Source organism: Mesorhizobium sp. M8A.F.Ca.ET.208.01.1.1 (genome assembly GCF_004791315.1).
GTDB lineage: Bacteria > Pseudomonadota > Alphaproteobacteria > Rhizobiales > Rhizobiaceae > Mesorhizobium.
Genome location: NZ_SRUT01000001.1, coordinates 1,840,114 through 1,866,464 on the forward strand (window position 1 = coordinate 1,840,114; position 26,351 = coordinate 1,866,464).

Sequence of the window (26,351 nt, forward strand, 5' to 3'; positions counted from 1 at the left end):
CCGTGTCTCCGCTCTCGACCGTCTCGTCATGCTCCTTTCTTCCCGCGCCTTTCGAGGCACATGCGGGTCAGAGAAGTTGCAGAGGCTTTTGCCGCCGGGAACCGGGAGAGAAACGAAGAAAGGCACTGAACCATAATGGCTCTTTACGAACATGTGTTTCTTGCCCGGCAGGACCTCTCGCAGCAGCAGGTCGATGCGCTTGTCGAACAGTACAAGGGCGTCATCGCAGCGAATGGCGGGTCCGTCGGCCGGGTCGAGAACTGGGGACTGAAGTCCCTCACCTACCGGGTCAACAAGAACCGGAAGGCATACTACACGCTGATGGACCTCACCTGCCCGCCGGCAGCGCTCAACGAGATGGAGCGCCAGATGGGTCTGTCCGAGGACGTGCTGCGTTTCCTGACCATCAAGGTCGAGGCGCATGAGGAAGGTCCCTCGGCCATGATGCAGAAGCGCGAAGAGCGCTCCGAGCGCGGCGGCTTCGGCGATCGTGACCGTGGCGATCGTCCGGCGCGCAGCTTCGGCGACCGCGGCGATCGTGGCCCGCGTTCGTTCGGCGATCGCGAAGGCGGCGACCGTGGTCCGCGCCGTCCGCGCGAAGGTTTTGAAGGGGGTGCAGAATAATGGTCGACATCAATCAGATCCCGACCCGGCGCCCTTTCCATCGCCGCCGCAAGACCTGCCCGTTCTCCGGCGCCAACGCACCGAAGATCGACTACAAGGACGTGCGTCTGCTGCAGCGCTACATTTCCGAGCGCGGCAAGATCGTGCCGTCGCGCATCACCGCCGTCAGCCAGAAGAAGCAGCGCGAGCTCGCCAAGGCGATCAAGCGTGCCCGTTTCCTCGGCCTGCTGCCCTACGTGGTTCGCTAATTCTTCCGAACGGGCGGTTCGCCGCCCGTTCCTGTCGCCGGCCATGACGGGCATGACCGGCTAGCCATCAAATCCCGAGTTGAGGTCAATAACCTCTAACTGCCGCGACAGGCAGGACAGCGACACCGGCGGCAACGCCCTTTTGCTTCCTGACCTGTTCCAGAGAATTCGGCGTCGGCCTCGTGGACGGACGCCCAACCAAAAGGAACATAGCCATGGACGTCATTCTTCTCGAACGCGTTTCCCGCCTCGGCCAGATGGGCGATACCGTCAAGGTCAAGGACGGTTTTGCCCGCAATTTCCTGCTGCCGCAGGGCAAGGCGCTGCGCGCCAACGAAGCGAACAAGAAGAAGTTCGAGGGCCAGCGCGCCCAACTCGAAGCCCGCAACCTTGAACGCAAGTCGGAAGCGGCCCAGGTCGCCGAAAAGCTTGACGGCAAGAGCTTCATCGCGGTGCGTTCGGCCGGCGAGACCGGCCAGCTCTACGGTTCGGTGTCGACCCGCGACATCGCCGACCTGCTGACCGCGGAGGGCTTCACGGTCAACCGCAACCAGATCCAGCTCAACCAGCCGATCAAGACCATCGGCCTCACCAATGTGGCGATCGCGCTGCATCCGGAAGTCGAAGTCACCATCACGCTCAACATCGCCCGCACGGCCGACGAGGCCGAACGCCAGGCCAAGGGCGAGACGCTGACCACCGCCGAAGCCATTTACGGCGACGACATCAACGACAATGCGCGGCCGGAAAACTTCTTCGATCCGAATGCCGAGTTCGAAGGCGGCGAAGACAACGCCTGATCGCACAGGTCCTCGGACCACCGCTCTCCAGCCATTCTGGACCAATGCCCGGGCCTCTCGCCCGGGCATTTTTGTGCCAAAAGGAACTTTTCGAAACCCTATATATTGATGCAGAGTAGGACAGCCTGTCTGACCGTGAGGGGACATTGGACATGAATATTCTGTTGAAGCGCGTTCTCGACCGCCTGGTGCGAACGGGCAATCTGAAGGTAACCGGGCCGAAGGGTTCGACATTCATCTTCGGCGACGGCAGCGGCGAGCCGGTGCATATGCACATCAAGACCCGCCATGCCGAGCGCGCCATCTCCTTCGATCCGATGCTGGCGGTGCCTGAATCCTATATGGACGGCGAGTTGGACATTCTTGAAGGCGGCGTGCTTGGGCTGATGCGCATTGCCTTCCAGAACATGGGCAGCGGCGGCATCGACGCGACCTGGTCGAAAGCCATCGAGGGCCTGCGCCACGCCTTCCGCCGCCTGCAACAGATCAACACCGCCTCGCGCTCGCGCCGCAACGTGCAGCGGCACTACGACCTGTCAGGTGAACTCTACCGGCTCTTCCTCGATGAGGACATGCAGTATTCCTGCGCCTATTTCGAGCAACCGGACATGACGCTGGAAGAGGCGCAGGCAGCCAAGAAGCGCCATATCGCCGCCAAGCTCCGGCTGAAAGCAGGGCAGACGGTGCTCGACATCGGCTCCGGCTGGGGCGGGCTCGGCCTCTATCTCGCCAAGGCTTTCGACGTCGACGTGCAGGGTGTGACGCTGTCGACCGAACAGCATGGCGTCGCCACGGACCGGGCGCATGCGCAAGGGCTGGAAAACCACGTCCATTTTGAACTGAAGGATTATCGCGAGCTCAACGAACGCTTCGACCGCATCGTCTCGGTCGGCATGTTCGAGCATGTCGGCGTCAACCATTACCGAACCTTCTTCGACAAGGCGGCAACATTGCTGAAGCCTGATGGTGTCATGCTTCTGCACACGATCGGCCGCTCCGGCGTGCCGTGGGCGACCAGCGCCTTCATCCGCAAGTATATTTTCCCGGGTGGCTATATTCCGGCGATGTCCGAGGTGCTGCCGGCGATCGAAAAGTCCGGCCTCGTGGTCACCGACGTCGAAATCCTGCGGCTCCACTATGCCGACACGCTGAAGCACTGGGGCCAGCGCTTCGCCGCCAACCGCGACAAGGCCAAGGCGATCTATGACGAACGCTTCTGCCGCATGTGGGAGTTCTATCTGGCCGCCTCGGAGGCTGCCTTCCGTTGGCAGGACCTGGTGATTTTCCAGTTCCAGATCACCAAGAAGAACGACACGTTGCCGATGACGCGCGACTACATGGCCAAATGCGAAAAGGCACTGGAAATGCGCGACATGGGTCGCCGCGAGGCGGCTCCAGTCGAGAAGCCCGTCAAGCCGGCCCGGCGCCGCAAGGTGGCGGAATAGGAACGGCGCTGCAGAACGCATTATTGGCGCTTGCCATTGCAGGCTCCTGCCCCGAAAAAGGCCTCGTGAATCGTCGCGAGGCCTTTTTCATGACCTATCTCCTCTATGCCGCCGCAGCGCTGGCCGAGATCGCCGGCTGTTTTTCGGTATGGGCCTGGTGGCGGCTGGAAAAATCGCCTTTGTGGCTGGCGCCGGGCTTTGTCTCGCTGCTTGTCTTCGCCTGGCTCCTGGCACTGGTCGACACCAATGCAGCAGGGCGAGCCTATGCCGCTTACGGCGGCATCTACATCGTAGCCTCGCTGGCCTGGCTCTGGCTGGTGGAAGGCGTGCGGCCCGACCGCTGGGATCTTGGCGGTGCGGCACTCTGCGTGGCAGGTGCCTCGATCATCCTGCTCGTGCCGCGAGGAGCATAGCGTGGAGTTGCCGGCCCCTCTTCGACAGGCTGTCGATCGCATTTTGGAAAAGGTGCCGCTGCCGGACCTGAAGCAGGCGGCAAAGACGCTCTCCGACCGTTACCGCGCCGAACTGCGCGACGGCCGCCTGCACATGGCGCAGGACATGGCGGTCAGGGCCTATCTGGCGACGCGGCTGCCGGCGACCTATGCCGCGGTCCGCGCCAGCCTCGATGCGCTCGCCGAAGCCCGGCCGGATTTCACGCCGAAAACCTTGCTCGATGTCGGCGCCGGCCCTGGTACGATGCTTTGGGCCACCAGCGACCTCTGGCCTGAACTGGAACTGGCCACGTTGCTGGAGGCGAGTGCCGCGGTGCGCAAAATCGGCGAGACACTTGCCGCCGATGCGATCGCGGCCCGGACCATCTGGCAGGCCGGCGATGTCACGACAGACCTTGCCGACCTCCAGCCCGCGGACCTCGTCACTTGCGCCTATGTGCTGGACGAGATCGTGCCAGCATCCCTGGCCAAAATGATCGACCGGCTATGGCACCTCACGACCGGCACGCTGCTGATTATCGAGCCGGGCACGCCGGCGGGCTGGCAGCGAATTCTGGCGGTGCGCCAGCAATTGATCGCCGCCGGCGCGCATGTGCTGGCGCCTTGTCCGCACGAAGCGCCCTGCCCGCTCAACCCGCCCGACTGGTGCCATTTTTCCCGCCGCGTCGCCCGCTCGCGCCTGCACCGGCTGGCCAAGGACGCCGATGTGCCATGGGAGGACGAGAAATTCATCTATGTCGCCGCTTCGCGCCAGCCGGCTGTCTCCCGCGCCGCACGGGTGATCGCGCCGCCGAAGTCAGGGTCCGGCAAGGTGTCGCTGAAACTCTGCGAAGCAGACGGCAGAGCCGGCGAAAAGCTCTTCACCAAACGCGACGGCGACGCCTTCAAGGTGGCGCGGCGGCTGGACTGGGGCGATGCGCTGGCACGAGGATGAAACGAACGCGACGGCTCCGCAATCCGGTGCCAATCGCTCCACTTTCCTGTTTTGTTCTCCTTCGAGAAACGCTAAACTCGCAACTCTCGATTCGAGTCAATTGCGATTCTTTCCACGGAAAAATTTTGGCTGTGAATCGCGAGTATCAAAGCCGCTTCGACACGGGCTGTTGCAGATAAGTCAGCACCGACTTGTCCAGTTCTGATATCGAAAGGGCGGGATCGAAAATGGGGACATCATGGCAGAGGCAGCGCGAAAATTCGGCGTGGCGGAGCAACCGCTCTATCGCGAATCGCCCAACAACATCGAGGCCGAGCAGGCGCTGCTTGGCGCCATCCTGGTCAACAACGATGCCTTCTACCGGGTGTCCGATTTCCTGAAGTCCGGTCATTTCCATGAACCCCTGCACCGCAAGATCTTCGACGTCGCGGCCGAATTGATCCGCATGGGCAAGGCGGCGACGCCGATCACGCTGAAGACCTTCCTGCCGGCCGACGAAAAGGTCGGCGACATGACGGTGGCGCAATATGTCGTGCGGCTGGCGGTGGAAGCCGTCACCGTCGTCAACGCCACCGATTACGGCCGCGCCATCTATGACCTGGCGACGCGCCGGGCGCTGATCACGGTCGGCGAGGACATGGTCAACATCGCCTATGACGCACCTGTCGACATGTCGCCTTCCGAACAGATCGAGGACGCCGAGCGCCGCCTGTTCGAACTGGCTGAAACCGGGCGCTATGACGGCGGCTTCGAGAGCTTCACCGACGCGGTCAAGACCGCGGTCGACATGGCCAACGCCGCCTATATGCGCGACGGCGGTCTGTCGGGCCTCGCCACCGGCATGCGCGATCTCGACCGCCGCATGGGCGGCCTGCAGCCCTCCGACCTGATCGTGCTTGCCGGCCGTCCGGGCATGGGCAAGACATCGCTCGCCACCAACATCGCCTTCAACGTCGCCGAGGCCTATGTGCCGGCACAACAGGCCGACGGCTCGTTCAAGGCGGCCAATGGCGGTGTCGTCGGGTTCTTCTCGCTCGAAATGTCGTCCGAACAGCTCGCGACCCGTATCATTTCCGAACAGACGGAAATCTCTTCCTCGAAGATCCGCCGCGGCGAAATCAGCGAAATGGATTTCGAAAAGCTGGTCGCCTGTTCGCAGACCATGCAGAAGATCCCGCTGTTCATCGACCAGACCGGTGGTATTTCCATTGCTCAGTTGTCTGCCCGCGCGCGCCGCCTGAAGCGCCAGCGTGGCCTCGACCTGATCGTCATCGACTATATCCAGCTGATGCAGGGCTCATCCGCCAAGTCCTCGCAGAACCGCGTGCAGGAAATCACCGAGATCACCACGGGCCTGAAAGCGCTGGCCAAGGAACTGACCGTGCCGATCATCGCGCTGTCGCAGCTCTCGCGTCAGGTCGAAAGCCGCGACGACAAGCGCCCGCAGCTCTCCGATCTGCGCGAATCCGGTTCGATCGAGCAGGACGCCGACGTCGTCATCTTCGTCTACCGCGAGGAGTATTACCTCAAGAACCGCGAGCCGAAGCTCGGCACCGAGGAATACGTCAAGTGGGAAAACGAGATGAACGAGATGCGCGGCAAGGCCGAGGTGATCGTGGCCAAGCAGCGCCATGGACCGACCGGCACGGTCACGCTCGCCTTCCACGGCGAATTCACCCGCTTCTCTGATTTGGCCGAAGAGCACCATATCGCGGAGAGGTTCGAGTAGCCTCTTGCCAGCGGTCGCAACAGAAATGCGGAAGCAAGGCGTACTACGGCGCCCCCTTCTGCCTTGCCGGACAGAGGGGCGCGCGAAGGATCGCCGCGCCCGCAACCGGGCGGGAAGGTAAAAGCGTGGCCAAATCCCGCGTCCAGTTCATCTGCCAGAATTGCGGTTCGGTGCATCAGCGCTGGGCGGGCAAATGCGATGCCTGCGGCGAGTGGAACACGCTGGTCGAGGAAGGCACGTCGGGCGGCATCGGCTCGGGGCCTGCCAACACGCGCAATGCCCGCAAGGGCCGCGCGGTGGTGCTGACCACGCTTTCCGGTGACATCGAGGACGCGCCGCGCATCATATCAGGCATCGGCGAACTCGACCGCGCCACCGGTGGCGGTTTCGTCCGGGGCTCTGCACTGCTGGTCGGCGGCGATCCCGGTATCGGCAAATCGACGCTGCTCACCCAGGCCGCGGCCGCTCTTGCCTCCAAGGGCCACCGCATCGTCTATGTTTCGGGCGAAGAGGCGGTTGCCCAGATCAGGCTGCGCGCGCAGAGGCTCGGCGTCGCGTCGGCGCCCGTGGAACTGGCGGCCGAGACCAATGTCGAGGATATCCTCGCCACGATCGCCGACGGCAAGCGGCCGGATCTGGTCATCCTCGATTCGATCCAGACGCTGTGGACCGACCTAGCCGACTCGGCGCCGGGCACGGTCACCCAGGTGCGCGCTGCCGCCCAGGCAATGATCCGCTACGCCAAATCCACGGGTGCCGCGATCGTGCTGGTCGGCCATGTCACCAAGGAAGGCCAGATCGCCGGTCCGCGCGTGGTCGAGCACATGGTCGACGGCGTGCTCTATTTCGAGGGCGAAGGCGGCCACCATTTCCGCATCCTGCGCACGGTGAAGAACCGCTTCGGACCGACCGATGAGATCGGCGTCTTCGAAATGTCGGACAAGGGTCTGCGCGAGGTCTCCAACCCGTCCGAACTTTTTCTCGGCGAACGGCACGCGAAATCGCCGGGAGCAGCGGTTTTCGCCGGCATGGAAGGCACCAGGCCCGTTCTGGTCGAGATCCAGGCGCTGGTCGCGCCCTCCTCGCTCGGCACGCCGCGCCGGGCGGTGGTCGGCTGGGACGGGGCTCGGTTGTCGATGGTGCTGGCGGTGCTGGAGGCGCATTGCGGTGTCCGTTTCGGCCAGCATGACGTCTATCTCAACGTCGCCGGCGGCTACCGCATCAGCGAGCCGGCGGCCGATCTCGCGGTCGCCGCGGCACTGGTTTCCTCGCTCACCGGTCTTGCCCTTCCCGCCGATTGCGTCTATTTCGGCGAAATCAGCCTTTCGGGCGCGGTGAGGCCGGTTGCGCATGCGCAGCAGCGCCTCAAGGAAGCCGAAAAACTGGGTTTTGGTAGCGCGGTTCTGCCCTTGGGCAGCGAGGAACTTGCTGGAGGGATCGGGGCCGGCGCTTTCCAACCCACCGAGCTTGCCGACCTCGTGGCGCGTATAGCCGGCTCACGGCGAAGCCGTGCCGACGATGAAGAGTGACGCGGCTCATCCGGTGGTGAGCAAGACAGAGTGGGGCGAAAGACATGCCGATTACGCTGCTTGACGGAATTCTCGTCGGCTTCACCCTGGTCTCGGCGATGCTCGCCATGGTTCGCGGTTTTTCGCGCGAAGTGCTCTCGGTGGTGTCCTGGGCGGCGGCGGCGGCTGCCGCCTTCTTCTTCTACAAGCCGGTCCTGCCCTACCTGAAGCCCTATATCGACAATGAGAAGATCGCCATGGCCGCTGCCGCCGGCGTCGTCTTCATCATCGCGCTGATCGTGGTCTCGGTCATCACCATGAAGCTCGCCGACTGGATCATCGATTCGCGCATCGGCGCGCTCGACCGCACGCTCGGCTTCCTCTACGGCGCCGCGCGCGGCGTCCTGGTCGTCGCGGTGGCGCTGCTGTTCTTCAACTGGCTGGCCGGCGCCAAGGCCCCGGCCTGGGTCACGGAAGCCAAGTCGCGGCCGCTGCTGGAACAGATCGGCGCCAAGCTGGAAAGCCTGCTGCCGGAGGATCCGGAAAACGCCATCCTCAAGAAGCTCAATCCGAATCAGCCGGCCGCCGAGACGCCCGCCGCGCCCGACGCACCGGCGGCGGATGCTCCAACCGGCGGCGACGACGCCAATGCGCCAGCGCCCGACGACAACGACGCCGGCCCCGCCGACAACACGGCCAAGCCGGCGCCAGCGCCGGCGAACTGAGGTCCAAACGGGATGTCTGGCGATCGATCCATGTGAACGATCGCATGCAGCGCGTTGCTTTCGACGCGCGACCGCCTTATATGGCGATTTTAGCGGAGCTTAAGATGGCAGACGCAGACGACGTGCTTTCCGCCGAGGCTGACGATCATTTCCATGACGAATGCGGCGTCTTCGGCATCTTTGGCCGGCAGGATGCGGCGGCCATCGTCACGCTCGGCCTGCATGCGCTGCAGCATCGTGGCCAGGAAGCGGCCGGCATCGTTTCCTACGACGGCACCCAGTTCCATGTCGAACGCCACGTCGGACTGATCGGCGACACCTTCACCAAGCAGCGCGTCATCGACAGCCTGCAGGGCAACCGCGCCATTGGCCACACGCGCTACGCCACGACAGGCGGCGCCGGCATGCGCAACATCCAGCCCTTCTTCGCCGAGTTGGCCGATGGCGGCTTCGCCGTCGCCCATAACGGCAACCTCACCAACGCCATGACCGTGCAGCGCGCGCTGCAGAAGCAGGGCGCGATCTTCTCCTCCACCTCCGACACCGAGACGCTTTTGCATCTGGTCGCGACCAGCAAGGAGCGCGATCTCAACTCGCGCTTCATCGACGCGGTGCGCCAGGTAGAGGGCGCCTTCTCGCTGGTGGCGATGACGGCCAAGAAGATGATCGGTTGCCGCGATCCGCTCGGCATCCGCCCGCTGGTGCTCGGCGATCTCGACGGCGCCTGGATCCTGGCCTCCGAGACCTGCGCGCTCGACATCATCGGCGCCCGTTTCGTGCGTGATCTGAAGCCCGGCGAGATGGTCGTCGTCACCTCGAAGGGCATCGAGAGCCTGTTCCCGTTCGAACCGCAGAAGACCCGCTTCTGCATTTTCGAATATGTCTATTTCGCCCGGCCCGACTCTTCGGTCGAGGGCCGCAATGTCTATGAGGTGCGCAAGCGCATCGGCGCCGAACTGGCGCAGGAAAACCCGGTCGAGGCCGACATCGTCGTGCCGGTGCCGGACTCGGGCACGCCGGCGGCGATCGGCTTCAGCCAGGCGGCAGGCATTCCCTTTGAGCTTGGCATCATCCGCAACCATTATGTCGGCCGCACCTTCATTCAGCCCGGCGATTCGATCCGCCACATGGGCGTCAAGCTCAAGCACAACGCCAACCGCCGCATGATCGAGGGCAAGCGCGTGGTGCTGGTCGACGATTCCATCGTGCGCGGCACCACCAGCCAGAAGATCGTGCAGATGGTGCGTGACGCCGGCGCCAGGGAAGTGCACATGCGGATCGCCTCGCCGCCGACCAGCGCGTCGTGCTTCTACGGTGTCGACACGCCGGAGAAGTCGAAGCTGCTCGCTTCGCGCATGTCGGTGGAAGAGATGGCCGAATTCATCCGCGTCGATTCACTCGGCTTCCTCTCGATCAACGGGCTCTACCGCGCCGTCGGCGAGGCCAGCCGCAACGACGAACAGCCACAGTTCTGCGATGCGTGCTTCACCGGCCAGTACCCGACCCGCCTGCTCGACTTCGAAGGCCACGACAATGTGCGCACGCTGTCGCTGCTGGCGACAAGCGGGGCGTAGGATTGCCGGACCGTCACCAGCTTAGAGCGGTTTAGCGTTTGATAGAATCGCCGAACCGCTCTAACTCTTTGTTTTTACGCAATTCCGGACGGAAAACCGTTACACACTTTTCCTGGAATTGCTCTAGCCAGAGTTCCGGAAGCATCGCATGACCCTCGACCTTACCGGCCGCGTTGCGGTCGTCACCGGCGCCTCGCGCGGCATCGGCTATTTCATCGCCAGGGAATTGGCGGCCGCCGGCGCCCATGTCATCGCGGTTGCCCGCACTGTCGGCGGGCTGGAAGAACTCGACGACCAGATCAAGGCGGCCGGCGGCCAGGCGACGCTGGTCCCGCTCGATCTCGCCGACATGGCCGGCATCGACCGGTTGGGGGGCGCCATCAACGAGCGCTGGGGCAAGCTCGACATTCTCGTCGCCAATGCCGGCGTGCTTGGCGTCATCTCGCCGATCGGCCATGTCGAGGCCAAGACCTTCGAAAAGGTGATGACCATCAACGTCACCTCGACCTGGCGGCTGATCCGCTCCGTCGACCCGCTGCTGCGGCTTTCGGATGCCGGCCGGGCGATTATCCTGTCTTCCAATGCCGCGCATTCGGCGCGCGCGTTCTGGGCGCCTTACGCGGCATCGAAGGCGGCGGTCGAAACAATGATGCGTTCCTGGGCGCATGAGACGCAAAGCCTGCCGCTGCGCGTCAACGCCGCCGACCCCGGCGCCACGCGCACCGCGATGCGCGCGCAAGCCGTACCCGGTGAGGATCCCGAGACGCTGCCGCACCCCTCCGAGATCGCCAAACGCATCGTGCCGCTGGCCAGCCCGGACCTCAAAGAGACCGGCCTGATCTTCCAGGCCAAGCACAACCGCTTCGTCACCTATCGGCAACCGGAATAAAACTCGGGTTCGAAACGGATTAAAAGAGCCTTCGGCTACGTTCTCCTGACGTAGGACATTCGAAACCGGAGGACCGACATGCGCAGATTCGTTATCGTTGCCGCCGCTCTCACCGCCGCCCTTGGGGCTACAGTCGGTGTGGCTGTTTCCCAAGATACCAAAATGAGCTTCTTCGTCACCAGTGTCGGCTCCGGCAAGGGCGCCGATCTCGGTGGCCTGAAGGGCGCGGACGCCCATTGCGCATCGCTTGCCGAAGCCGCCGGCGTCACCGGCAAGAGCTGGCACGCTTATCTCTCGACCAGCGCCGAGGATGCGCGCGACCGCATCGGCAAGGGGCCTTGGTTCAACGCCAAGGGCGCCAAGATCGCCGATGATGTCGCCTCCCTGCACAGCGACGCCAACGGCATCACCAAGCAGACCGCGCTGAATGAGAAGGGCGAGACGGTCAACGGTCGCGGCGATACTCCCAACCGGCACGATATGCTGACGGGATCCAAGCCTGACGGCACCCGGATCGCCGACCAGACCTGCGGCGACTGGACGATGAGCGGCGCCGAAGGGGCGGCCATGATGGGCCATCACGACCGCACCGGTCTCGACGATTCGGCGGCGGCAAAGTCATGGAATTCCTCGCACGCCTCTCGTGGCGGCTGCAGCCAGGAGGCGCTGAAAGGCACAGGTGGCGACGGCCTGTTCTATTGTTTTGCGACCGACTGAACCGTGGCGTCGGCAACAGGCCAGTCCGAAAATCCGCCGGATGATCACGCGGCTGTGATCTAAGGGAGAAGGGCGCGCGGCGGTCATGCTTTCGTCATTTCGGAGGAGTTGTTAGGATCGGAAGACTCCCACACCAAGCGCCCTGCTGGGGCAGAACAAGGAAAACTCCATGGCTACGACCGCAGCATTGGTCTGGTATCTGGTAATCGCCGGCCCACAGGGCGGCATGGTTGTGCTGCCCAGCACCTTCGACAAGCGCGAACAGTGCGCCGCCGCCATCACCGAGTATCAGAAGCAGCCGACACCCGCGGGCTGGTCCGTGCAGTGCGTGCCGAGCGCCTCGCCCTTCACCGACGAAGGCGACGCCGAAGAGCCGGCAGCTCAGTAAGCATCAGGTATCACTAGAGCAATTCCAGGAAAAGTGTGCAGCGGTTTTCCCGGAAGAAGCGCGTAGCGCTTCCCCTTGGGAATTGCGTAAAAACAAGAAGTTAGAGCGGGTCAGAGATTCTATCAAACTCTGAACCGCTCTAGGCCCGCTGCCGCGGGCCTTGTGATTCATCTCCGCGCGCTCACCGTCAGCTCCGGCTTCTGGTTGATGGTCTGGAACACCACGCAATAGCGCTCGGTCAGCTTCAGCAGCGAATCGATCCGCTCCTGCGGCTCGTCCGTGTCGAGATCGAAACTGAGCCGGATGGCGCGAAAACCGACCGGCGCATCCTTGGCGACACCGAGTGTGCCACGAAAATCAAGGTCGCCTTCGGCTTCAACGGTCGCGGCGCCGAGCTTGAACTCGAGCGCCGTCGCCACCGCCTTCAGCGTCACCCCGGCGCAGGCCACCAGCGCCTCGAGGAGCATGTCGCCGGAGCACAGCTCGAGCCCCGAGCCGCCTGTCGCCGGATGAAGGCCAGCGACGGCAATCGCCCTGCCGGTGTCGACCTTGCAGGCGACCGACTGTTCGTCGATCGAACCCTTCGCTCTCAGCGTGATCAGTGCTTGCGCGGCGTCGTTACGGTAGGCCTGCTTCAGCGGCGCCTGCATGGCCTTGAGTTCGGTCGCGTCCATTTTCGTTCCTTTCGAACGGCTTTCTGTCTTGATAGCACGGTCGTACGGAAGTGTGAGCCAATCCGAGCGACGATCCAAGCTGTCAGGAACCGGTGTCGAGGGGATAGCAGTGGGCTCGCCTTCGTCTATTCCCTTTGACTTCATTCGCCTCGGCCATACCTATGCGGGAGTCGTTCCCGCGGAGGCCTCATGCGTTCCAAGCTGAAACTCGTCTCCCTTGTCCTCGTCATGCTTGCCGGCTTCGCGCGGCCCCTCTTGGCTGAAACGCCAGAGCGGCCAGCGCCCGAGGGCGGTGTGCTGTCGCTGCTGCCCTCACCCGAGATCAGCGACCATTCGATCACCATTGCCGGGCACAGTCTGCGATACCAGGCAAAGGCCGGCACGCTTCCGCTGCTCTCCGGCAAGGGCGAGGTCACGGCGGAGATTTTCTATGTTGCCTATACGCTGAAACCGCGTGAGGGCATGGCGACGGAAGCACCGCGGCCAATCACCTTCGCGTTCAATGGCGGCCCGGGCGCCGCTTCAGCCTATCTGCATCTCGGCGCGCTTGGACCGCGCATCGTGGCGACCGGAGCCGACGGGGAATTCCTCCCCTCGCCGCAGAAGCTCATCGACAATCCCGACAGCTGGCTCGACATGACCGACCTCGTCTTCGTTGATCCGGTGGGAACCGGCTACAGTCGCGAGGCGCCTGGCCAGGATACGCACGACTTCTGGGGCGTCAGGCAGGACGCCAGTTCTATCGGTGCGTTTATCCGGCTCTATCTTGCCCAAAACAGCCGCATGGGATCCCCGCTGTTCCTCGCCGGTGAGAGCTATGGCGGGTTCCGGGCGGCACTGCTTGCCAGGACGCTGCAGGAAGATATCGGCATCAGCCCAAGCGGCATCGTGCTGATCTCGCCGGCGCTGGAATTCACCCTGGTGCAGCCCGACGAATTCGAGCCGCTGCATTGGGCTCTCGAACTACCCTCCCTCGCCGCGGTTCGCCTGCGTAGTGAAGGTTTCAACGGCGATGCACTGCGGAAAAAGCTCGCCGATATCGAGCATTATGCACTTGGCGAGTACCTCACCGCGCTCGCCAGTGGGCTGGAGCAAGGCGGGCGGCTGGCCAGCGATCGCGTAGCGGAGATCACCGGCCTGCCACTCGACCTCGTTCACCGCAACTTCGCCCGCGTCCCGACCTCGCTCTTCGCAAGGGAGTTTGGCCGTGCCACGGGCAAGGTGCTCAGCCCCTATGACGGTATGATCGCGACGGCGGACATAGCGCCTCAGAGCGCCCGGATCGCCGGTCCCGATCCGGTGCTGGACCGCAGTGTGCCGGCGCTGACCTCGGCCTTTGTCGGCTACGCTCGCGACGAGCTGAACTTTCGCACCGATGTTAGCTACCGCTTACTGAACGACGATATCAGCCACAACTGGGACTATGGGACGAGCGCCTCGCGCCAAGGCTATGCTGGCGTGATGGACGATTTGCAGCGGGCACGCTCCTTGAATCCCGCGCTGGGCGTCGTCATCGTCAACGGCTACACCGATCTCGTCACTCCCTACCTGGCGTCGCGTTATCTGGTCAGCCAGATTCCGTCGCTCGCCGGCGCCAGGCCGATCCGCCTCGACGTCGTTGAAGGTGGACACATGATGTATTTCAAGCCGGACGGCCGACACGCGCTGAAAGAGGCCGCTTCGGAACTTTACCAGGCGACGCAATAAACAATAGAGACCCCGCAATTTCGGGCAACCTAGGCCCGGGGCCAATGGTGCTGGCCCCAGCCGAACGCAGGCCAGGGGACTGGCGCAGTGATCAAGCTATCCCAAATGGGACATTGACGAACAAGGCCCCAAAACCTTCTGATCCGGGAAAGTTTCGTCGTTCCATTTTCCGGCAGTCCCACAATGTCACATACGCTCTCGACCACACCGAGACAGGATGGGTTTCGCGCTCCTGGCGAATTCGAACCCAAATCAGGCTGCTGGCTGATCTGGCCGGAGCGGCCGGACACTTGGCGCCAGGGCGCCAAGCCCGCCCAGAAGCTGTTCGCCGATGTCGCCGCCGCGATCGCGCAAAGCGAACCCGTGACCGTGGCGGCATCCAGCCGCCAATGGCGGAACGCCAGAGCGCGCTTGCCCGCCGAGGTGCGCGTCGTGGAGATGTCCACCAACGATTCCTGGCTGCGCGACAGCGGCCCCAATTTCGTCGTCAACGACCAAGGCGGCGTGCGCGGCGTCGATTGGATCTTCAACGCCTATGGCGGGTTTGACGGCGGCCTCTACTCGCCTTGGGATCTCGATGACCTTGCCGCACAAAAAGTGCTCGAGATCGAGAGGATGGACCGCTACCGCGCGCCGCTGATCGCCGAGGGCGGCGGCCTGCAATGCGATGGCCAGGGAACGCTGATGACGACCGAGCAATGCCTGCTCAATCGAAATCGCAACGCCCAACTCGGCAAAGCCGAGGTGGAGAGCCGGCTTGGCGACTATCTCGGCGTCGACGACATCATCTGGCTGCCGCGTGGCTTTGCTTTCGACGAGACGGATGGTCATGTCGATCGATCTCTGTTGCTTCGTTCGTCCGGGCGTCGCGGCGCTGAGCTGGACCGACGAGCGGGACGACCCGCAATATGAGATCGTGCGCGAAGCCGAGGAGGCGCTGCGTTCGGCCCGTGACGCGCGTGGCCGCAGCCTGGAGGTTCATCGGCTGCACCATCCCCTGCCGATCGAAATGACGGCCGAGGAAAGCGAGGGCTTGGACCGGGTCGATTCGACCTGGGCGCGGCCAACGGGCAACCGGATCGCGGCGAGTTACATCAACTACTATCCGGGCAACAGCGTCGTGGTGGTGCCGGAGTTCGGCTGCGATCTCGACCGGAAGGCAAAGCAACAGCTGGCCACGCTGTTCCCCGACCACAAGATCGTCGGCATCGAGAACTCCCGCGAAATTCTGCTCGGCGGCGGCAATGTCGCCTGTATCACCTTACCCGTTTATGCGCCGCAGCGGCGTTGAGCGGCAAGCGTGCCGAAAGTGAAATTGGAACGGTGCGCCGCATCGGCCGCACCCGCGAAAGGAGGACACCCATGCGCTCCCTGCTCATCCCAATCCTGAGCGCTGCGCTTGCCTGCGGCATCTGCTTCGGCGGCGCCCGGGCGGACGACGAGAAGGTCGTCAACGTCTACAACTGGTCCGACTATATCGCGCCGGACACGGCTGAGAAGTTCGAGAAGGAGACAGGTATCGAGGTCCGCTACGATGTCTATGACGGCAACGAGGTCCTTGAGACGAAACTGCTCACCGGCGGCTCGGGGTATGACGTGGTGTATCCCTCGGCCTTTCCGTTTCTGAAGAACCAGGTGAAGGCGGGCGCTTTCCTGCCACTCGACGGATCGAAGCTTTCAAACCACTCGAAAATCGATCCGCAAGCCTTGTCGCTGATCGCGGGCGCGGATCCGCAGAACCTGCACGCAGTGCCTTACATGGCCGTCACGGACGGCATCGGCTACAATGTCGCTGCCATCAAGCAACGGATGCCGGACGCGCCGACAGATTCGTTCGCCATGGTCTTCGACGTCGACGTCGTCAAGAAATTCTCCGATTGCGGCGTCGCCATGATCGATGCCCCGGCGGAGATCATTCCGATGGCCATGAACTATCTCCATATCGACCCCAGGTCGACCAGTCCGGACGACCTCGCCAAGGTTGAAGAACTGATGGGCAAGGTGCGGCCTTATATCCGTTACTTCCACTCGTCGAAATACATCAACGACCTGGCGAATGGCGACATCTGTGTCGTGCTGGGCTGGTCGGGCGACATATTGCAGGCGAAGACCCGCGCGGCGGAATCCGCGAAGAAGCTGGAGATTGCCTATTCCATTCCCAGGGAAGGCACGCTGATAAACTTCGATACGATGGCGGTGCCGAAGGATGCGCCGCATCCGGAGAATGCCCAGGCCTGGATCGATTTCAACTTGCGGCCCGACATAGCGGCGGCCAATTCCAGCTATGTTTCCTATGCCAATGCGATCCCGGAATCCCTGCCGCTGATGGATCAGGCCGTCGCCAAGGATCCCGGCGTTTTCCCACCCGATGACGTAAAGGCCAAGCTGTTCGTGGTCGAGAACAACGATGCAAAGCTGCTGCGCCTGCAGAACCGCATGTGGACACGCGTCGTGACGGGACAGTGAAGCTGGCAAAACGACACCGTCAGGTGCGCGGAGCCTCCCAGCCGGCGGCCAGCAACTCGACCTGGGAGTGCACACCGAGCTTGCGGTAGACCTGCTTGATGTGGTTGCGCACGGTGCCGGGTGAAATCGACAGGTTTCGCGCGATCGTCTTGGCGCTGCCGCCCTCGATCAGCAGCCGCGCGATCTGCCTTTCCCGGGCGCTGAGTTGCGACCCCGCGGCTTCGAGTGCGGACCCCTTGTCCCGAAGGCGGCACAAATGAAGCAGCCTTTGCAGAATGAGCTTCGTCGCGCTGCTCGCCGCGCCGGCCACGGCCAGATCATGCTCGCCAAAACGCGGTGCGCCGTTGCGGCGCAGAAAGGTCACATAGCCGGCCGTCAGTCCGTCGAGATTGAAGACGCCCGTTATTTCATCGAAGCTGCCGGAGGGCCCGTAGAATTCGCGATAATAGGGCGTGCGCTGGAAATCGCCGTGGCTGAGAGCCGACAAGGGCAGCAGGAAATCCTGTCTGGTGCTGGCGAACCTCTGAAAGAAGGGATCCTGGCGATAGATGCGCGCATCATAGTCGCGGTTCCAGCGATCGGGTCCGGCATCGTCGATGGTCAGGGACGTTATATCGCGACGATAGAAGCCAACATAGACACGATCCGAGCCAAGCAGCACGCCTGCCGCCGCGCTGAAGCGGGCCGACAAGTCTTCGGGCGTTGCCGCCAGGGCCGCGGCGGCCACGCCACCGCTCCAGCGTTCAAGCCGGTCGAGAGAAAAATTCGACTGCATCCGCGCCCAGACTAACGCAAGCCCCGCCAACTTCAAACTGGCGGGGAACCGTGACGCCACCGGTGAAATCAGTCCCGTGGCTGCTTCCGCAGCTCACCGCCCCATCGACGGCTTGGAATCACGCCTTGGCCTGCGACCTCACATGGGCGATGTAGCCGCGCACGTCGCCGGCTGGGCCGGCATAGGCCTTGCCGAGCTTCTTCTCCATCGCTGCCATGTACTCCTTCGCCCATTTGGGCAGGGCGTAGTCGATGACGGCGAGGAATTCGAGGGTCGCCGCCAGGCGGATGTCGGCGATCGACGGGTTCTTGCCACCGATGAACGGCTTGCCGTCGCGGAAGAAGGAGTGGAAGACCTCGAGCGGTTCGGCAATGGCAGCGACCGCCGCCTTCTGTGCCTCCGATTTCCTGTCCGGATGGGCGTCGCTGTGACCGACCTCGCCGGCATATTGCGGGAAGCCGAGCGCGGGATAGGTGGCGCGCGCCACATAGGGATAGAGCGTGCCGATCAGATAGAACATGGCGCTGTCTATCATTGCCCGCTTGGCTGGCGCCTTGGGGTAGAATTTCTCCAACCCATGCTTGTTGGAAAGATATTGCATGATGGCACAGCTCTCCCAAAGCACGCCGCGCGGCAGGCCCTTGTCCTCGATCATCGGCGTCAGATGGGCCGGATTGCGCGCCATGTATTCCGGCGAGCGCGTGAGCCCCCACGCATCGGTCTCCGCATGGTCGAGCCCGGCGGCGCGGGCAAAGACGCGAACGGTCATGTTGTTGACGCTCGGCTTCAGCATGCTGATGGTCAGCGCCGGTTTCTTTGCCGGTTTCGCCTTGGCCTTGGCCACCGTCTTGCCGGCGGCTGCCCTTGACGCCGTCTTGGCCGCTGGTTTGGCGGCTGCTTTTGCCGCCGGTTTTGACGCTGGTTTGCCCACCGGCTTGCTTGCGCTCTTCGTCATTGCCTTTGCCACATATTCCTCCCTTGCCTGCTCAGCGTTCAGTATGGATTTTTGGGTGCCCGGTCGGCCGACAATGTCGCGCGCGCGCGTTCCACCAGAGCCTGGATGGCGTCAGCCAGATGCACTTCGGCGATGTTGTAGTCGCCACGCGCGACGCGAAGCCTGTGCGCCTCCATCAGCACGTCGGCATGGGTGAAGCCCGCAGGCGGCTCGAAACGATAGGAGGCAAGCTCGATCAGCAGGCCGAGCGGGTCCTCGAAATAGATCGAATCCATGAAGCCGCGATCCTTGACGCCGCTGTGCTTGATGGCGCGCTCGCCGAGCCGGGCGACCGCCTGCAGGAAGGTGACCCGCGACACCGAAAAGGCGATGTGATGAACGCAGCCCGGGTCGGTTGGGGTGCGGCGCTTCACGGCCGTGCGGGTCTCGTCGGTGAAGATGGTGATCAGCCGGCCGTCGCCCGGATCGAAATACAGATGGCTTTCGGTCGGCTTGTCGAGGTTGGGCTGCTCGAAGATGAAAGGCATGCCCAGCACACCTTCCCAGAAATCGATCGAGGTCTGACGGCCGGCACCGACCAGCGTGATGTGATGGACGCCTTGCGACTGCAGTTTCCGCATCGGCCTTCTCCCCCGAAATATCCGCTCTGACAGAGGCGGCCCGTCAGGCCGCGCCTACGCATGCTACATCTGGCATGAGCTGAGCGCCAATTCGCTGTCCGTTCCCCGGCGTTCCGCGCGCCGCCCTTCTCAGGCTTTATGCGACGATGCTAAACCAATCAGCCGGGCCGCGCCAGAAGCCGCATCCGGGACAGGGTGTATTTCGCGCCGCCGCCCCCTGCCCCAAAGGCAAGCGCGGTGCTGGAGCAGCGTCGTGCCGGATTTCGCCCGTATAGCTGGCAGAGCGGAGCCGACAGAGGGCGGAGCCGCCCTCACACAAGCAGGCGCATGCCTTATGGCCGATATCGCCATTCTCGATACACGCGAAAGAGTTCTCGCCGGCATCTTTTTGACCGGCGCCGCCTACTTGCTGTTTTCGACGCAGGATGCCTCGATCAAGCTGCTGGTTGCCGGCATGAGCGTCTGGCAGATCATGTTCTTTCGCAGCATCACAATTCTTGGTGCCTGCGCGGCCATCGGCGGGCGGCGGCTGTTTACCGATACCGTGCGCTCGCCGATTGTGTTGCCAATGCTGGTGCGCAGCGCCTTCACGCTTGCCGCCTGGCTTTGCTATTACAATGCCGCCCGCAGCCTGCAGCTCGCCGAACTGACCACCGTCTATTACGCGGCCCCGATCATCGTGACCGTGCTTTCGGTGGTCCTGCTCGGCGAAAAGGTGCCTGTTTTGCGCTGGCTGGCGGTTCTGATCGGCTTTGCCGGTGTCTTTGTCGCCTGCGATCCCGGCCATCTCGGCCTTTCGGTACCCGTGTTGCTGGTGCTGACGGCGGCCTTCCTGTGGGGCATCGCCATCGTGCTGCTGCGCAAGACGGCCCTTGCCGAGCGCTCGATGATTCAGCTCCTCCTCAACAATTTCAACTTCCTGGTGTTTTCGGCGGTGCCGGCTTTGTTGTGGTGGCATACGGCGGACCCGACACAATTGCTGCTTCTTGCCAGCGTCGGCGCACTCGGCGGCCTGGCGCAATATCTTCTCTTCGAAGGCATGAAGCGGACGCCGGCATCGATCCTGGCGCCCCTCGAATACACCTCCCTGATGTGGGCGTTCGCGCTCGGCTTCGCGATCTGGGGCGACGTGCCACGCCGCGAGGTTTTTCTGGGTGCTGCCCTTATCGTCGCCGCCGGCCTGCTGATCGTCGGCGGCGAGCATTTTCGCAAGCGGCTCTGATGGTCAATGTTGCTGACGCTACGATGTCAGGATGGAGTGGCGTAGTCTCCCGGCATGACTGATGTGACAGCCACCACCGACACTATCGCCGAGCGCACGCTGGGCATCATCCTCGTGTCATCCTCGGCGGCTGTATTCGGGCTGACCGGTGTGCTGACCAAGTCGATCCATGCCGATCCGCTGACGATCACCTGCTGGCGCGGCTTTGTCGGCGCGATCCTGATCAGCCTTTACGTGCTGTGGCGCCGCCACCGTGCCGGCAACCGCGAGCCGCTGCGGCTTGGCTGGCGCGGCTGGCTGCTGGCGGTGGAAGGCGCGCTGGCCAGCATCGCCTTCATTTCGGCGTTCAAGTTCACTTTCGTCGCCAATGTCGCGGTGATCTACGCGACCTCGCCCTTCATTGCCGCCGTGCTGGCCTGGATGCTGGTGCGCGAGCCGTTCCGCCTGCAGACCATGGTGGCGGCGGCCGTGTCGCTGTGCGGGGTTGCCATCATGGTGTGGTCGGGTTTCGGTACCGGCAATCTGTTCGGCGACGGACTGGCGCTGCTGATGACGGCCGGCAGCGCGCTCTACATGATCATGGTGCGCGCGTTCCGCGACACTCCGGCGGTGTGGGCCGGCGCGATCTCCGCCTTCCTGTTGTTCATACTCGGCTGGTTCGTCACCGATCCCCGGGCGGTCTCGGCAAGGGACGCGGTTCTGCTTGCCACGTTCGGCGCATCCTTCGCGCTGGCTTCGATCCTGTGGACAGAAGGCTCGCGGCTCATCCCGGCGCCTGAATCCGGCCTGCTCGGCTCGGCGGAAGTGCCGTTCGCGATCCTGTTTGCATTTCTGTTCCTGGCCGAAATACCCCCGGTGGCGAGCTTGGTCGGCGGCGCGATCGTGCTCTGTGCCGTCTTTGCCCACGCCGGCCGCGACTGGCTGATGGCACGTTCGCAACGCCCGGCATCAAATATTTCCTAAAAAAAAATTTCAAAGTCACGGAACCATCGCCGTGCTCAGACATTATTGGTGCGACGGGCCACCCCCCAAGTCCCCCCAAACCCCTCGGCCCGTCCCACTCCCAAGCCGACCGCAAGGTCGGCTTTTTCTTTGCCAAAAGGCTGTGACGGAATGCGGCCTTTTGGAAATCAACCGGAGAGAGCCAGGTTGTCACCCAGCAGCGCCGCCAGATCGCCCGCGGACGCATCGGCGCCGGCGCGCAGCCGGATCGCGAACTCAGCCATCGGCACCTGCGGCAGGCCAAGCTCGCGCGGTGCTTCGACAATGTTGGAATGGGCAAAGCGGGGGGTTCGCAAGGTCAGCGCCACGCCGGCATTCACCGCAGTGCGCAGTCCGGCAAGGCTGGCGCTGCCGGCGGCGATGCGATAGCGGCGGCCTGCGGCATCGAGCGCGGCGAGTGCCGCCTCGCGGAACCCGCAATAGGGATCAAGTAGCGCCAACGGCAATTCTTCCTGCCGCGAGGCCAGCCCCTTGCTCGAACACAGCCATATCATCGGCTCGCGCAGCACGCCGACCTCATCCGGCACCGCAGTCTGGCGCATGACGATCGCCAGATCGAGGCTGCCGGCCTGCAGCGCCTGCGCCAGTTCGGCGGAACGACCGACCCGCAGTTCGATCCTGACCCGCGGATGGCTGGAAGCGAAGGCTCGCAGCAGGTCCGGCAGGCCGCTATCGGCGAAATCCTGTGTCGTACCGATGGCGACGCGCCCGGCAGCGCGTGCGCCTTTCAGCGCCAGCCACGCCTCGCGATGCACGGCAAGGATGCGCCTGGCATGGCCGACGAGGTCCTCGCCTGCCGGCGTCAGGCCGCGCCCCCTGCCCTGAGGCGCCAGAAGCGGCTCGCCGACGATCTCCTCCAGCCGCTGCATCTGGGCCGTCACCGCCGACGGCGACCGGCCGACATTAGCGGCTGCCTGCGCCAGCGAACCGCTGTCGACGAACGCAAGGAAGGTTCTGAGCAGGTCGGGATCGAGCGTTTCCATAATTCGATATTATCGAATCTTTGATTGAAAACAATTCGATTTTTTTGATTCCAAGATGATGGCATGGTCTCTCCAACGGCGACCGACGCCGCTAGAAACCAAGGAGAAGAAAAATGCCCATCATCAATGTCAGCGTCACCGGCAAGCCAGATGCCACCCTGTCCGCCAGCATCGCCAGGGAAGTAACCGAGATCACCGCCACGCATCTGCGCAAGGATCCGACTATCACCGCGGTGGCCGTGTCCTATCTCGATCCGCAGCACTGGTTCGCCGGCGGCAAGTCGCTCGCCGAGCACGGCACCAACACGTTCTGGCTCGACATCAAGGTGGTCGACGGCACCAACACCAAGCTCGAACTGGAAGCCTATCTCAAGGCGATCTTCGAAGCCTTTGGTCGCCTGCTTGGCGGCGTGCACCAGGAAAGCTATGCTTTCGTGCACGAGGTCCCGGCAGCCGCCTATGGCTATGGCGGCAAGACGCAGGAGTTCCGTTTCATCAGCGGGCGGCTGAAGGCGGCGTGAGGCGGCCCCTTCCGCATTGACCTTGCCTCGACTTCCGCTAGGCTCTGCCCTCGAAGCGGCCTCACAAGAGCCGCGATGACAGAACCGTTGGGAGAGACGCGGCATGATCCTGACACTGGCGCTGCTTGCGGGCCTGGTCGTGGCATGGCTGCTGATCGGGGCGGTGGAGAAATTCCGCCTCGACCTGCGTTTCACGCAGGCGCTGCTCTACGTGCCGTTCAAACTCGCCTACCGGATCAGCGACAATCGCATCAGGGTCGCCCGCAAGGCGCAGGTGCCGGTCATCTATGTCATCTCGCACCAGTCGCGCTTCGAGCCGGCACTGATGCTTTCGCTGCTGCCGGACGACACGCTGCATATACTCGACGAGGTCTCGGCGCGCTCGCCATGGCTCGAGCCCTGGCGCGAACTCGGCCGCACCATTGCTTTCAACGCCGAACATGTCTTCGTCAGCCGCCGGCTGGTGCGCGTGCTGAAGGGCAAGGGCCGGCTGGCCGTCTATCTGCCCGATGCGGTCGAGCCCGACGTCAAGACGTTTCGGCTGTTTCGCGCCGTCACCCGCATCGCCATGCAGGCCGATGCCCGCATCGTGCCGATCTTTGTCGCCGGTGCACGCAGCCTGCCGGGCTCGCTGACGCCGGCGGACAAGGCACCGCGTCACTGGTTTCCACGGCTGGCGATCAGTGTCCTGGAGCCAATGACGGTCGCCGAACTGGTGGCGCGCAACCCGGACCAGGCCTCGAACACCAATGCGCTGTTCGACCGTGTCGCCGAGGCCCGGCTTTTCGGCACCGACCTCGACCGCGGCCTGTTCCTGGCCATGCGCGACGCCGCCGACCGCGTCGGCGCCTCGCACACCATCATCGAAGATGTCATCTCGGGGCCCTTGAGCTACCGCAAGATGTTCATCGGCGCACGGGTGCTGGGCAGGCGCTTCGAGGCGGTGACGGCGCCGGGCGAAGCGGTGGGGGTGATGCTGCCCAACGCCAATGGCGTCGTGCTGTCGCTCGTCGGCCTTCTCTCGGCGGGCCGGGTGGCGGCGATGATCAACTACACGGCCGGGCCGGCAAGCGTCACCGCGGCGATCCGCACGGCCGTCATCCGCACCGTTGTCTCTTCGCGTGCCTTTGTCGAGAAGGCCGATCTCGCCGATATCGTCGCCGCGGCCGAAACGGGCGGCGCCCGGCTGCTGTGGCTGGAAGATGTGCGGACCAGCGTCACCACGCTGGACAAGCTTGCCGCCGCCTTGCTGTGGCGCCTGCCACTGCAACGGCAGGACGCGGCCAGGCCGGGCGTGACCCTCTTCACCTCGGGTTCGGAAGGCACGCCGAAGGCGGTCGTTCTGTCGCAAAAGAACCTTCTCGCCAATGCCATGCAGGCCGAGGCGCGGATCACCATTTCGCCGGCGGACATCCTGCTCAACGTGCTGCCGGTGTTCCATTCCTTCGGCCTGACGGGTGGCACCATCCTGCCGCTGGTCACCGGGGTAAAACTGTTCCTCTATCCCTCGCCTCTCCACTACAAGATCATCCCCGAGATCGCGCGCAAGGTGAAACCGACCATCATGTTCGGCACCGACACGTTTCTCGCCAACTATGCGCGCACTGCCAAGGACGGGGATTTTTCCAGCCTGCGCTTCGTCGTTGCCGGCGCCGAGGCGGTGAAGCCGGACACCCGCCGCACCTATCGTGAACGCTTCCAGGCCGAGATCATCGAGGGCTTCGGGCTGACCGAGGCAGCGCCCGTGGTTGCCGTCAACACCGCGATCCACGGCCGTGACGGCACGGTCGGGCGGTTGCTGCCGGCCATCCGCATGAAGCTGGAGCCGGTCGAAGGCATCAATGATGCCGGCCAGTTGTGGCTCGACGGGCCGAACATGATGATGGGCTACATGACCGCGGACCGCCCCGGCGAACTGCAGCCGCTGACCGGCTGGCACGACACGGGCGACATCGTCGCCGTTGACCGCGAAGGCTTCATCACCATTCGCGGCCGCGCCAAGCGCTTCGCCAAGATCGCCGGCGAGATGGTGTCGCTGGGCGCGGTGGAGATGCTGGTGCAGTCGCTTTGGCCGGAAGAACACCATGCGGCGGTGGCGGTGCCGGACAAGAGGCGGGGCGAGCGCATCGTGCTGGTCACCACCGCTGACGAAGCAAGCGCCGAGGAGTTGCGACAGTTCGGCAAAAAGGCCGGGGCGGCCGAACTGATGGTGCCCAACGACATCGTCAAGGTCGAGGAAATCCCGGTGCTCGGTTCGGGCAAGACCGATTATGTATCGACCAGAAAGCTGGCGATCGACCGGCTGGGGCTTGGCGTGGCGGCTTAGTGCCACCTACGCCAGACTCTTATAAACGCCCCCTTTCGAGGCCCGCTGTCGTCTTCGCATGACCAAGGACCGCGCCATCCTGCCGCAGCGATTCAGATGGACAAATCTAAGGTGAGAGAGTATTCCCTCACTGAGTAAGGCAGGCTGAGCATGCATATTTCTGCCAGCGCGACATGACACCTCCTTTGCACGGCGAGGAGATCCAGCATGGCAAAGATCCTCGTCACCGGCGGCACCGGGCATCTCGGACACGATCTCGTGCCGGCACTGACCGCGTCCGGACACACTGTCAGGTTGCTGGCCAGGGAAGCGAGGCTGGACCGCGCCGTCGAATGGGCGCTTGGCGACCTCGCAACGGGCGAAGGCATTGATGAAGCCCTTGGCGACGTCGATACGGTCATCCATGCCGCAACGTTGTCACCGATCGCCAGGCGCGGTATGCGGCCGATCGATTTCTTCTCCAGTCCGTCGGATGTCGACGTCGAAGGCACGCGGCGGCTGCTTGCCGCATCGCAGCGCGCCAATGTCTCGCATTTCATCTTCGTCTCGATCGTCGGCCTCGACTTCAGCACCCTGCCCTATAGCCGCGTGAAGCTGGCGGGCGAGCAGCTTGTGCGAGAGTCGCCACTTTCCTGGTCGGTCATCCGCGCGACGCCATTCTTTTACCTTCTGGCGCAGATGCTGGCCGGGCTGAGATGGCTGCCGGTCTGGCTGCTGCCGACTTCGCCCTCAAATCCTGTCGATACACGCGATGTCGCCAGTTATCTGGCCCAGGCTGTCAGCGACGGGGAACGCGGTGTCCGCCCGCAGATCGGCGGACCCGAGGTGATGCCGTTCTCGACATTCGCTCGACAATACCGGGATGCGCTCGGGCTCCGGCGCCTCATTCTGCCGTTTCCGGTGAGTCGAAAGATAAGCCTTGCCTTGGGCCTGGTCGAAACCAGCGAACGGCTGGGAGAAAGAACATGGAAGGCATGGCTTTCCGAGCAGGGTGGATGCGCGCCGTGAGCGATCCTACGATTTCGCGCGAGAATGGTACTGTCGGGCGCCGAATCTCCACCACCAGG

General features: G+C 63.7%; 27 protein-coding genes. 22 read left to right on the top strand and 5 right to left on the bottom strand.

The annotated features are described in order from the left end of the window. Nucleotides 1-135 precede the first annotated feature (135 nt). The 13 genes from rpsF (at nucleotide 136) to EN851_RS09525 (ending at nucleotide 12,033) form a co-directional block, all read left to right on the top strand. Nucleotides 136-624 (top strand): 30S ribosomal protein S6, encoded by a 489-nt coding sequence (gene rpsF / locus EN851_RS09465; RefSeq protein WP_027144123.1) that lies wholly within the window; start codon nucleotides 136-138, stop codon nucleotides 622-624. Further along, complete coding sequence (gene rpsR / locus EN851_RS09470; protein WP_006203718.1) at nucleotides 624-872, top strand: 30S ribosomal protein S18; 249 nt, start codon at nucleotides 624-626, stop codon at nucleotides 870-872. Before rpsF ends, rpsR begins: the two co-directional genes overlap by 1 nt. Nucleotides 873-1,087: 215 nt before the next feature. Continuing rightward, a complete protein-coding gene (gene rplI, locus EN851_RS09475; RefSeq protein WP_127871428.1) occupies nucleotides 1,088-1,672 on the top strand; it encodes a 50S ribosomal protein L9 in 585 nt (194 codons plus the stop codon). Nucleotides 1,673-1,824: 152 nt separating this feature from the next. After that, nucleotides 1,825-3,117 (top strand): cyclopropane-fatty-acyl-phospholipid synthase family protein, encoded by a 1,293-nt coding sequence (locus tag EN851_RS09480; protein WP_127280225.1) that lies wholly within the window; start codon nucleotides 1,825-1,827, stop codon nucleotides 3,115-3,117. Between the two features lie 89 nt (nucleotides 3,118-3,206). Then, complete coding sequence (locus tag EN851_RS09485) at nucleotides 3,207-3,530, top strand: YnfA family protein (protein ID WP_127280224.1); 324 nt, start codon at nucleotides 3,207-3,209, stop codon at nucleotides 3,528-3,530. A 1-nt stretch (nucleotide 3,531) separates the two neighbouring features. Next, on the top strand, nucleotides 3,532-4,503 hold the full coding sequence (locus EN851_RS09490; protein ID WP_135929049.1) for a small ribosomal subunit Rsm22 family protein: 972 nt from the start codon (nucleotides 3,532-3,534) through the stop codon (nucleotides 4,501-4,503). Between the two features lie 238 nt (nucleotides 4,504-4,741). Then, nucleotides 4,742-6,232 (top strand): replicative DNA helicase, encoded by a 1,491-nt coding sequence (locus EN851_RS09495; protein WP_127871426.1) that lies wholly within the window; start codon nucleotides 4,742-4,744, stop codon nucleotides 6,230-6,232. Between the two features lie 125 nt (nucleotides 6,233-6,357). Further along, nucleotides 6,358-7,761 (top strand): DNA repair protein RadA, encoded by a 1,404-nt coding sequence (gene radA, locus EN851_RS09500; protein WP_127871425.1) that lies wholly within the window; start codon nucleotides 6,358-6,360, stop codon nucleotides 7,759-7,761. Between the two features lie 44 nt (nucleotides 7,762-7,805). Then, entirely contained in the window at nucleotides 7,806-8,465 is a 660-nt protein-coding gene (locus EN851_RS09505; RefSeq protein WP_135929050.1) for a CvpA family protein, read from the top strand. A 104-nt stretch (nucleotides 8,466-8,569) separates the two neighbouring features. Beyond that, nucleotides 8,570-10,039: an amidophosphoribosyltransferase gene (purF, locus tag EN851_RS09510; protein ID WP_127278759.1), complete on the top strand. Its 1,470-nt coding sequence runs from the start codon at nucleotides 8,570-8,572 to the stop codon at nucleotides 10,037-10,039. Between the two features lie 148 nt (nucleotides 10,040-10,187). Continuing rightward, nucleotides 10,188-10,928, top strand: a complete 741-nt coding sequence (locus EN851_RS09515) for an SDR family NAD(P)-dependent oxidoreductase (protein WP_127278758.1) — start codon at nucleotides 10,188-10,190, stop codon at nucleotides 10,926-10,928. A gap of 78 nt (nucleotides 10,929-11,006) precedes the next feature. Then, complete coding sequence (locus EN851_RS09520) at nucleotides 11,007-11,645, top strand: hypothetical protein (RefSeq protein WP_135863792.1); 639 nt, start codon at nucleotides 11,007-11,009, stop codon at nucleotides 11,643-11,645. A gap of 169 nt (nucleotides 11,646-11,814) precedes the next feature. Then, nucleotides 11,815-12,033, top strand: coding sequence for a hypothetical protein (locus tag EN851_RS09525; RefSeq protein ID WP_127278756.1), 219 nt, complete (start codon nucleotides 11,815-11,817; stop codon nucleotides 12,031-12,033). 167 nt (nucleotides 12,034-12,200) lie between these two features. On the opposite strand, the gene EN851_RS09530 is transcribed toward EN851_RS09525, so the two are convergent. Continuing rightward, nucleotides 12,201-12,707, bottom strand: coding sequence for an OsmC family protein (locus tag EN851_RS09530; protein ID WP_127278755.1), 507 nt, complete (start codon nucleotides 12,705-12,707; stop codon nucleotides 12,201-12,203). Between the two features lie 189 nt (nucleotides 12,708-12,896). Here EN851_RS09530 and EN851_RS09535 point away from each other — a divergent pair, with 189 nt between their 5' ends. From EN851_RS09535 to EN851_RS09545, 4 genes are all read left to right on the top strand, one after another. Then, nucleotides 12,897-14,414 (top strand): peptidase S10, encoded by a 1,518-nt coding sequence (locus EN851_RS09535; RefSeq protein WP_135929051.1) that lies wholly within the window; start codon nucleotides 12,897-12,899, stop codon nucleotides 14,412-14,414. A 183-nt stretch (nucleotides 14,415-14,597) separates the two neighbouring features. Then, nucleotides 14,598-15,326, top strand: coding sequence for an agmatine deiminase family protein (locus EN851_RS09540; RefSeq protein WP_348630719.1), 729 nt, complete (start codon nucleotides 14,598-14,600; stop codon nucleotides 15,324-15,326). Further along, nucleotides 15,244-15,705, top strand: coding sequence for an agmatine deiminase family protein (locus EN851_RS37815; RefSeq protein WP_348630720.1), 462 nt, complete (start codon nucleotides 15,244-15,246; stop codon nucleotides 15,703-15,705). Before EN851_RS09540 ends, EN851_RS37815 begins: the two co-directional genes overlap by 83 nt. A 71-nt stretch (nucleotides 15,706-15,776) precedes the next feature. Further along, on the top strand, nucleotides 15,777-16,880 hold the full coding sequence (locus EN851_RS09545; RefSeq protein ID WP_135929052.1) for a polyamine ABC transporter substrate-binding protein: 1,104 nt from the start codon (nucleotides 15,777-15,779) through the stop codon (nucleotides 16,878-16,880). 19 nt (nucleotides 16,881-16,899) lie between these two features. Here EN851_RS09545 and EN851_RS09550 read toward each other — a convergent pair whose 3' ends face one another. The 3 genes from EN851_RS09550 to EN851_RS09560 all read right to left on the bottom strand — a co-directional run bounded on the left by EN851_RS09550 (nucleotide 16,900) and on the right by EN851_RS09560 (nucleotide 19,230). Further along, entirely contained in the window at nucleotides 16,900-17,607 is a 708-nt protein-coding gene (locus tag EN851_RS09550; RefSeq protein WP_245512021.1) for a LuxR C-terminal-related transcriptional regulator, read from the bottom strand. Between the two features lie 166 nt (nucleotides 17,608-17,773). Then, nucleotides 17,774-18,610 (bottom strand): glutathione S-transferase family protein, encoded by an 837-nt coding sequence (locus EN851_RS09555; protein ID WP_245520715.1) that lies wholly within the window; start codon nucleotides 18,608-18,610, stop codon nucleotides 17,774-17,776. 38 nt (nucleotides 18,611-18,648) lie between these two features. Continuing rightward, nucleotides 18,649-19,230 carry a VOC family protein gene (locus EN851_RS09560; protein ID WP_135929054.1) on the bottom strand — a complete coding sequence of 194 codons (582 nt, stop codon included), beginning with the start codon at nucleotides 19,228-19,230 and terminating at the stop codon, nucleotides 18,649-18,651. A 334-nt stretch (nucleotides 19,231-19,564) separates the two neighbouring features. Between EN851_RS09560 and EN851_RS09565 the strand changes: the two genes are divergently transcribed. Continuing rightward, the gene (locus EN851_RS09565; RefSeq protein ID WP_135929055.1) at nucleotides 19,565-20,452 is read left to right on the top strand and encodes a DMT family transporter; all 888 of its coding nucleotides are present in this window, start codon (nucleotides 19,565-19,567) and stop codon (nucleotides 20,450-20,452) included. Nucleotides 20,453-20,506: 54 nt separating this feature from the next. Further along, complete coding sequence (locus tag EN851_RS09570; RefSeq protein WP_135929056.1) at nucleotides 20,507-21,415, top strand: DMT family transporter; 909 nt, start codon at nucleotides 20,507-20,509, stop codon at nucleotides 21,413-21,415. Nucleotides 21,416-21,582: 167 nt separating this feature from the next. Here EN851_RS09570 and EN851_RS09575 read toward each other — a convergent pair whose 3' ends face one another. Further along, nucleotides 21,583-22,437: a LysR substrate-binding domain-containing protein gene (locus EN851_RS09575; protein WP_135929057.1), complete on the bottom strand. Its 855-nt coding sequence runs from the start codon at nucleotides 22,435-22,437 to the stop codon at nucleotides 21,583-21,585. Between the two features lie 113 nt (nucleotides 22,438-22,550). On the opposite strand from EN851_RS09575, the gene EN851_RS09580 reads away from it, so the two are divergent. From EN851_RS09580 to EN851_RS09590, 3 genes are all read left to right on the top strand, one after another. After that, the gene (locus EN851_RS09580; protein WP_127278710.1) at nucleotides 22,551-22,958 is read left to right on the top strand and encodes a 4-oxalocrotonate tautomerase family protein; all 408 of its coding nucleotides are present in this window, start codon (nucleotides 22,551-22,553) and stop codon (nucleotides 22,956-22,958) included. 103 nt (nucleotides 22,959-23,061) lie between these two features. Beyond that, the gene (locus tag EN851_RS09585) at nucleotides 23,062-25,284 is read left to right on the top strand and encodes an AMP-binding protein (RefSeq protein ID WP_135929058.1); all 2,223 of its coding nucleotides are present in this window, start codon (nucleotides 23,062-23,064) and stop codon (nucleotides 25,282-25,284) included. A 207-nt stretch (nucleotides 25,285-25,491) separates the two neighbouring features. Continuing rightward, entirely contained in the window at nucleotides 25,492-26,292 is an 801-nt protein-coding gene (locus EN851_RS09590; RefSeq protein ID WP_135929059.1) for an NAD(P)H-binding protein, read from the top strand. The last annotated feature ends 59 nt before the right edge of the window (nucleotides 26,293-26,351 follow it).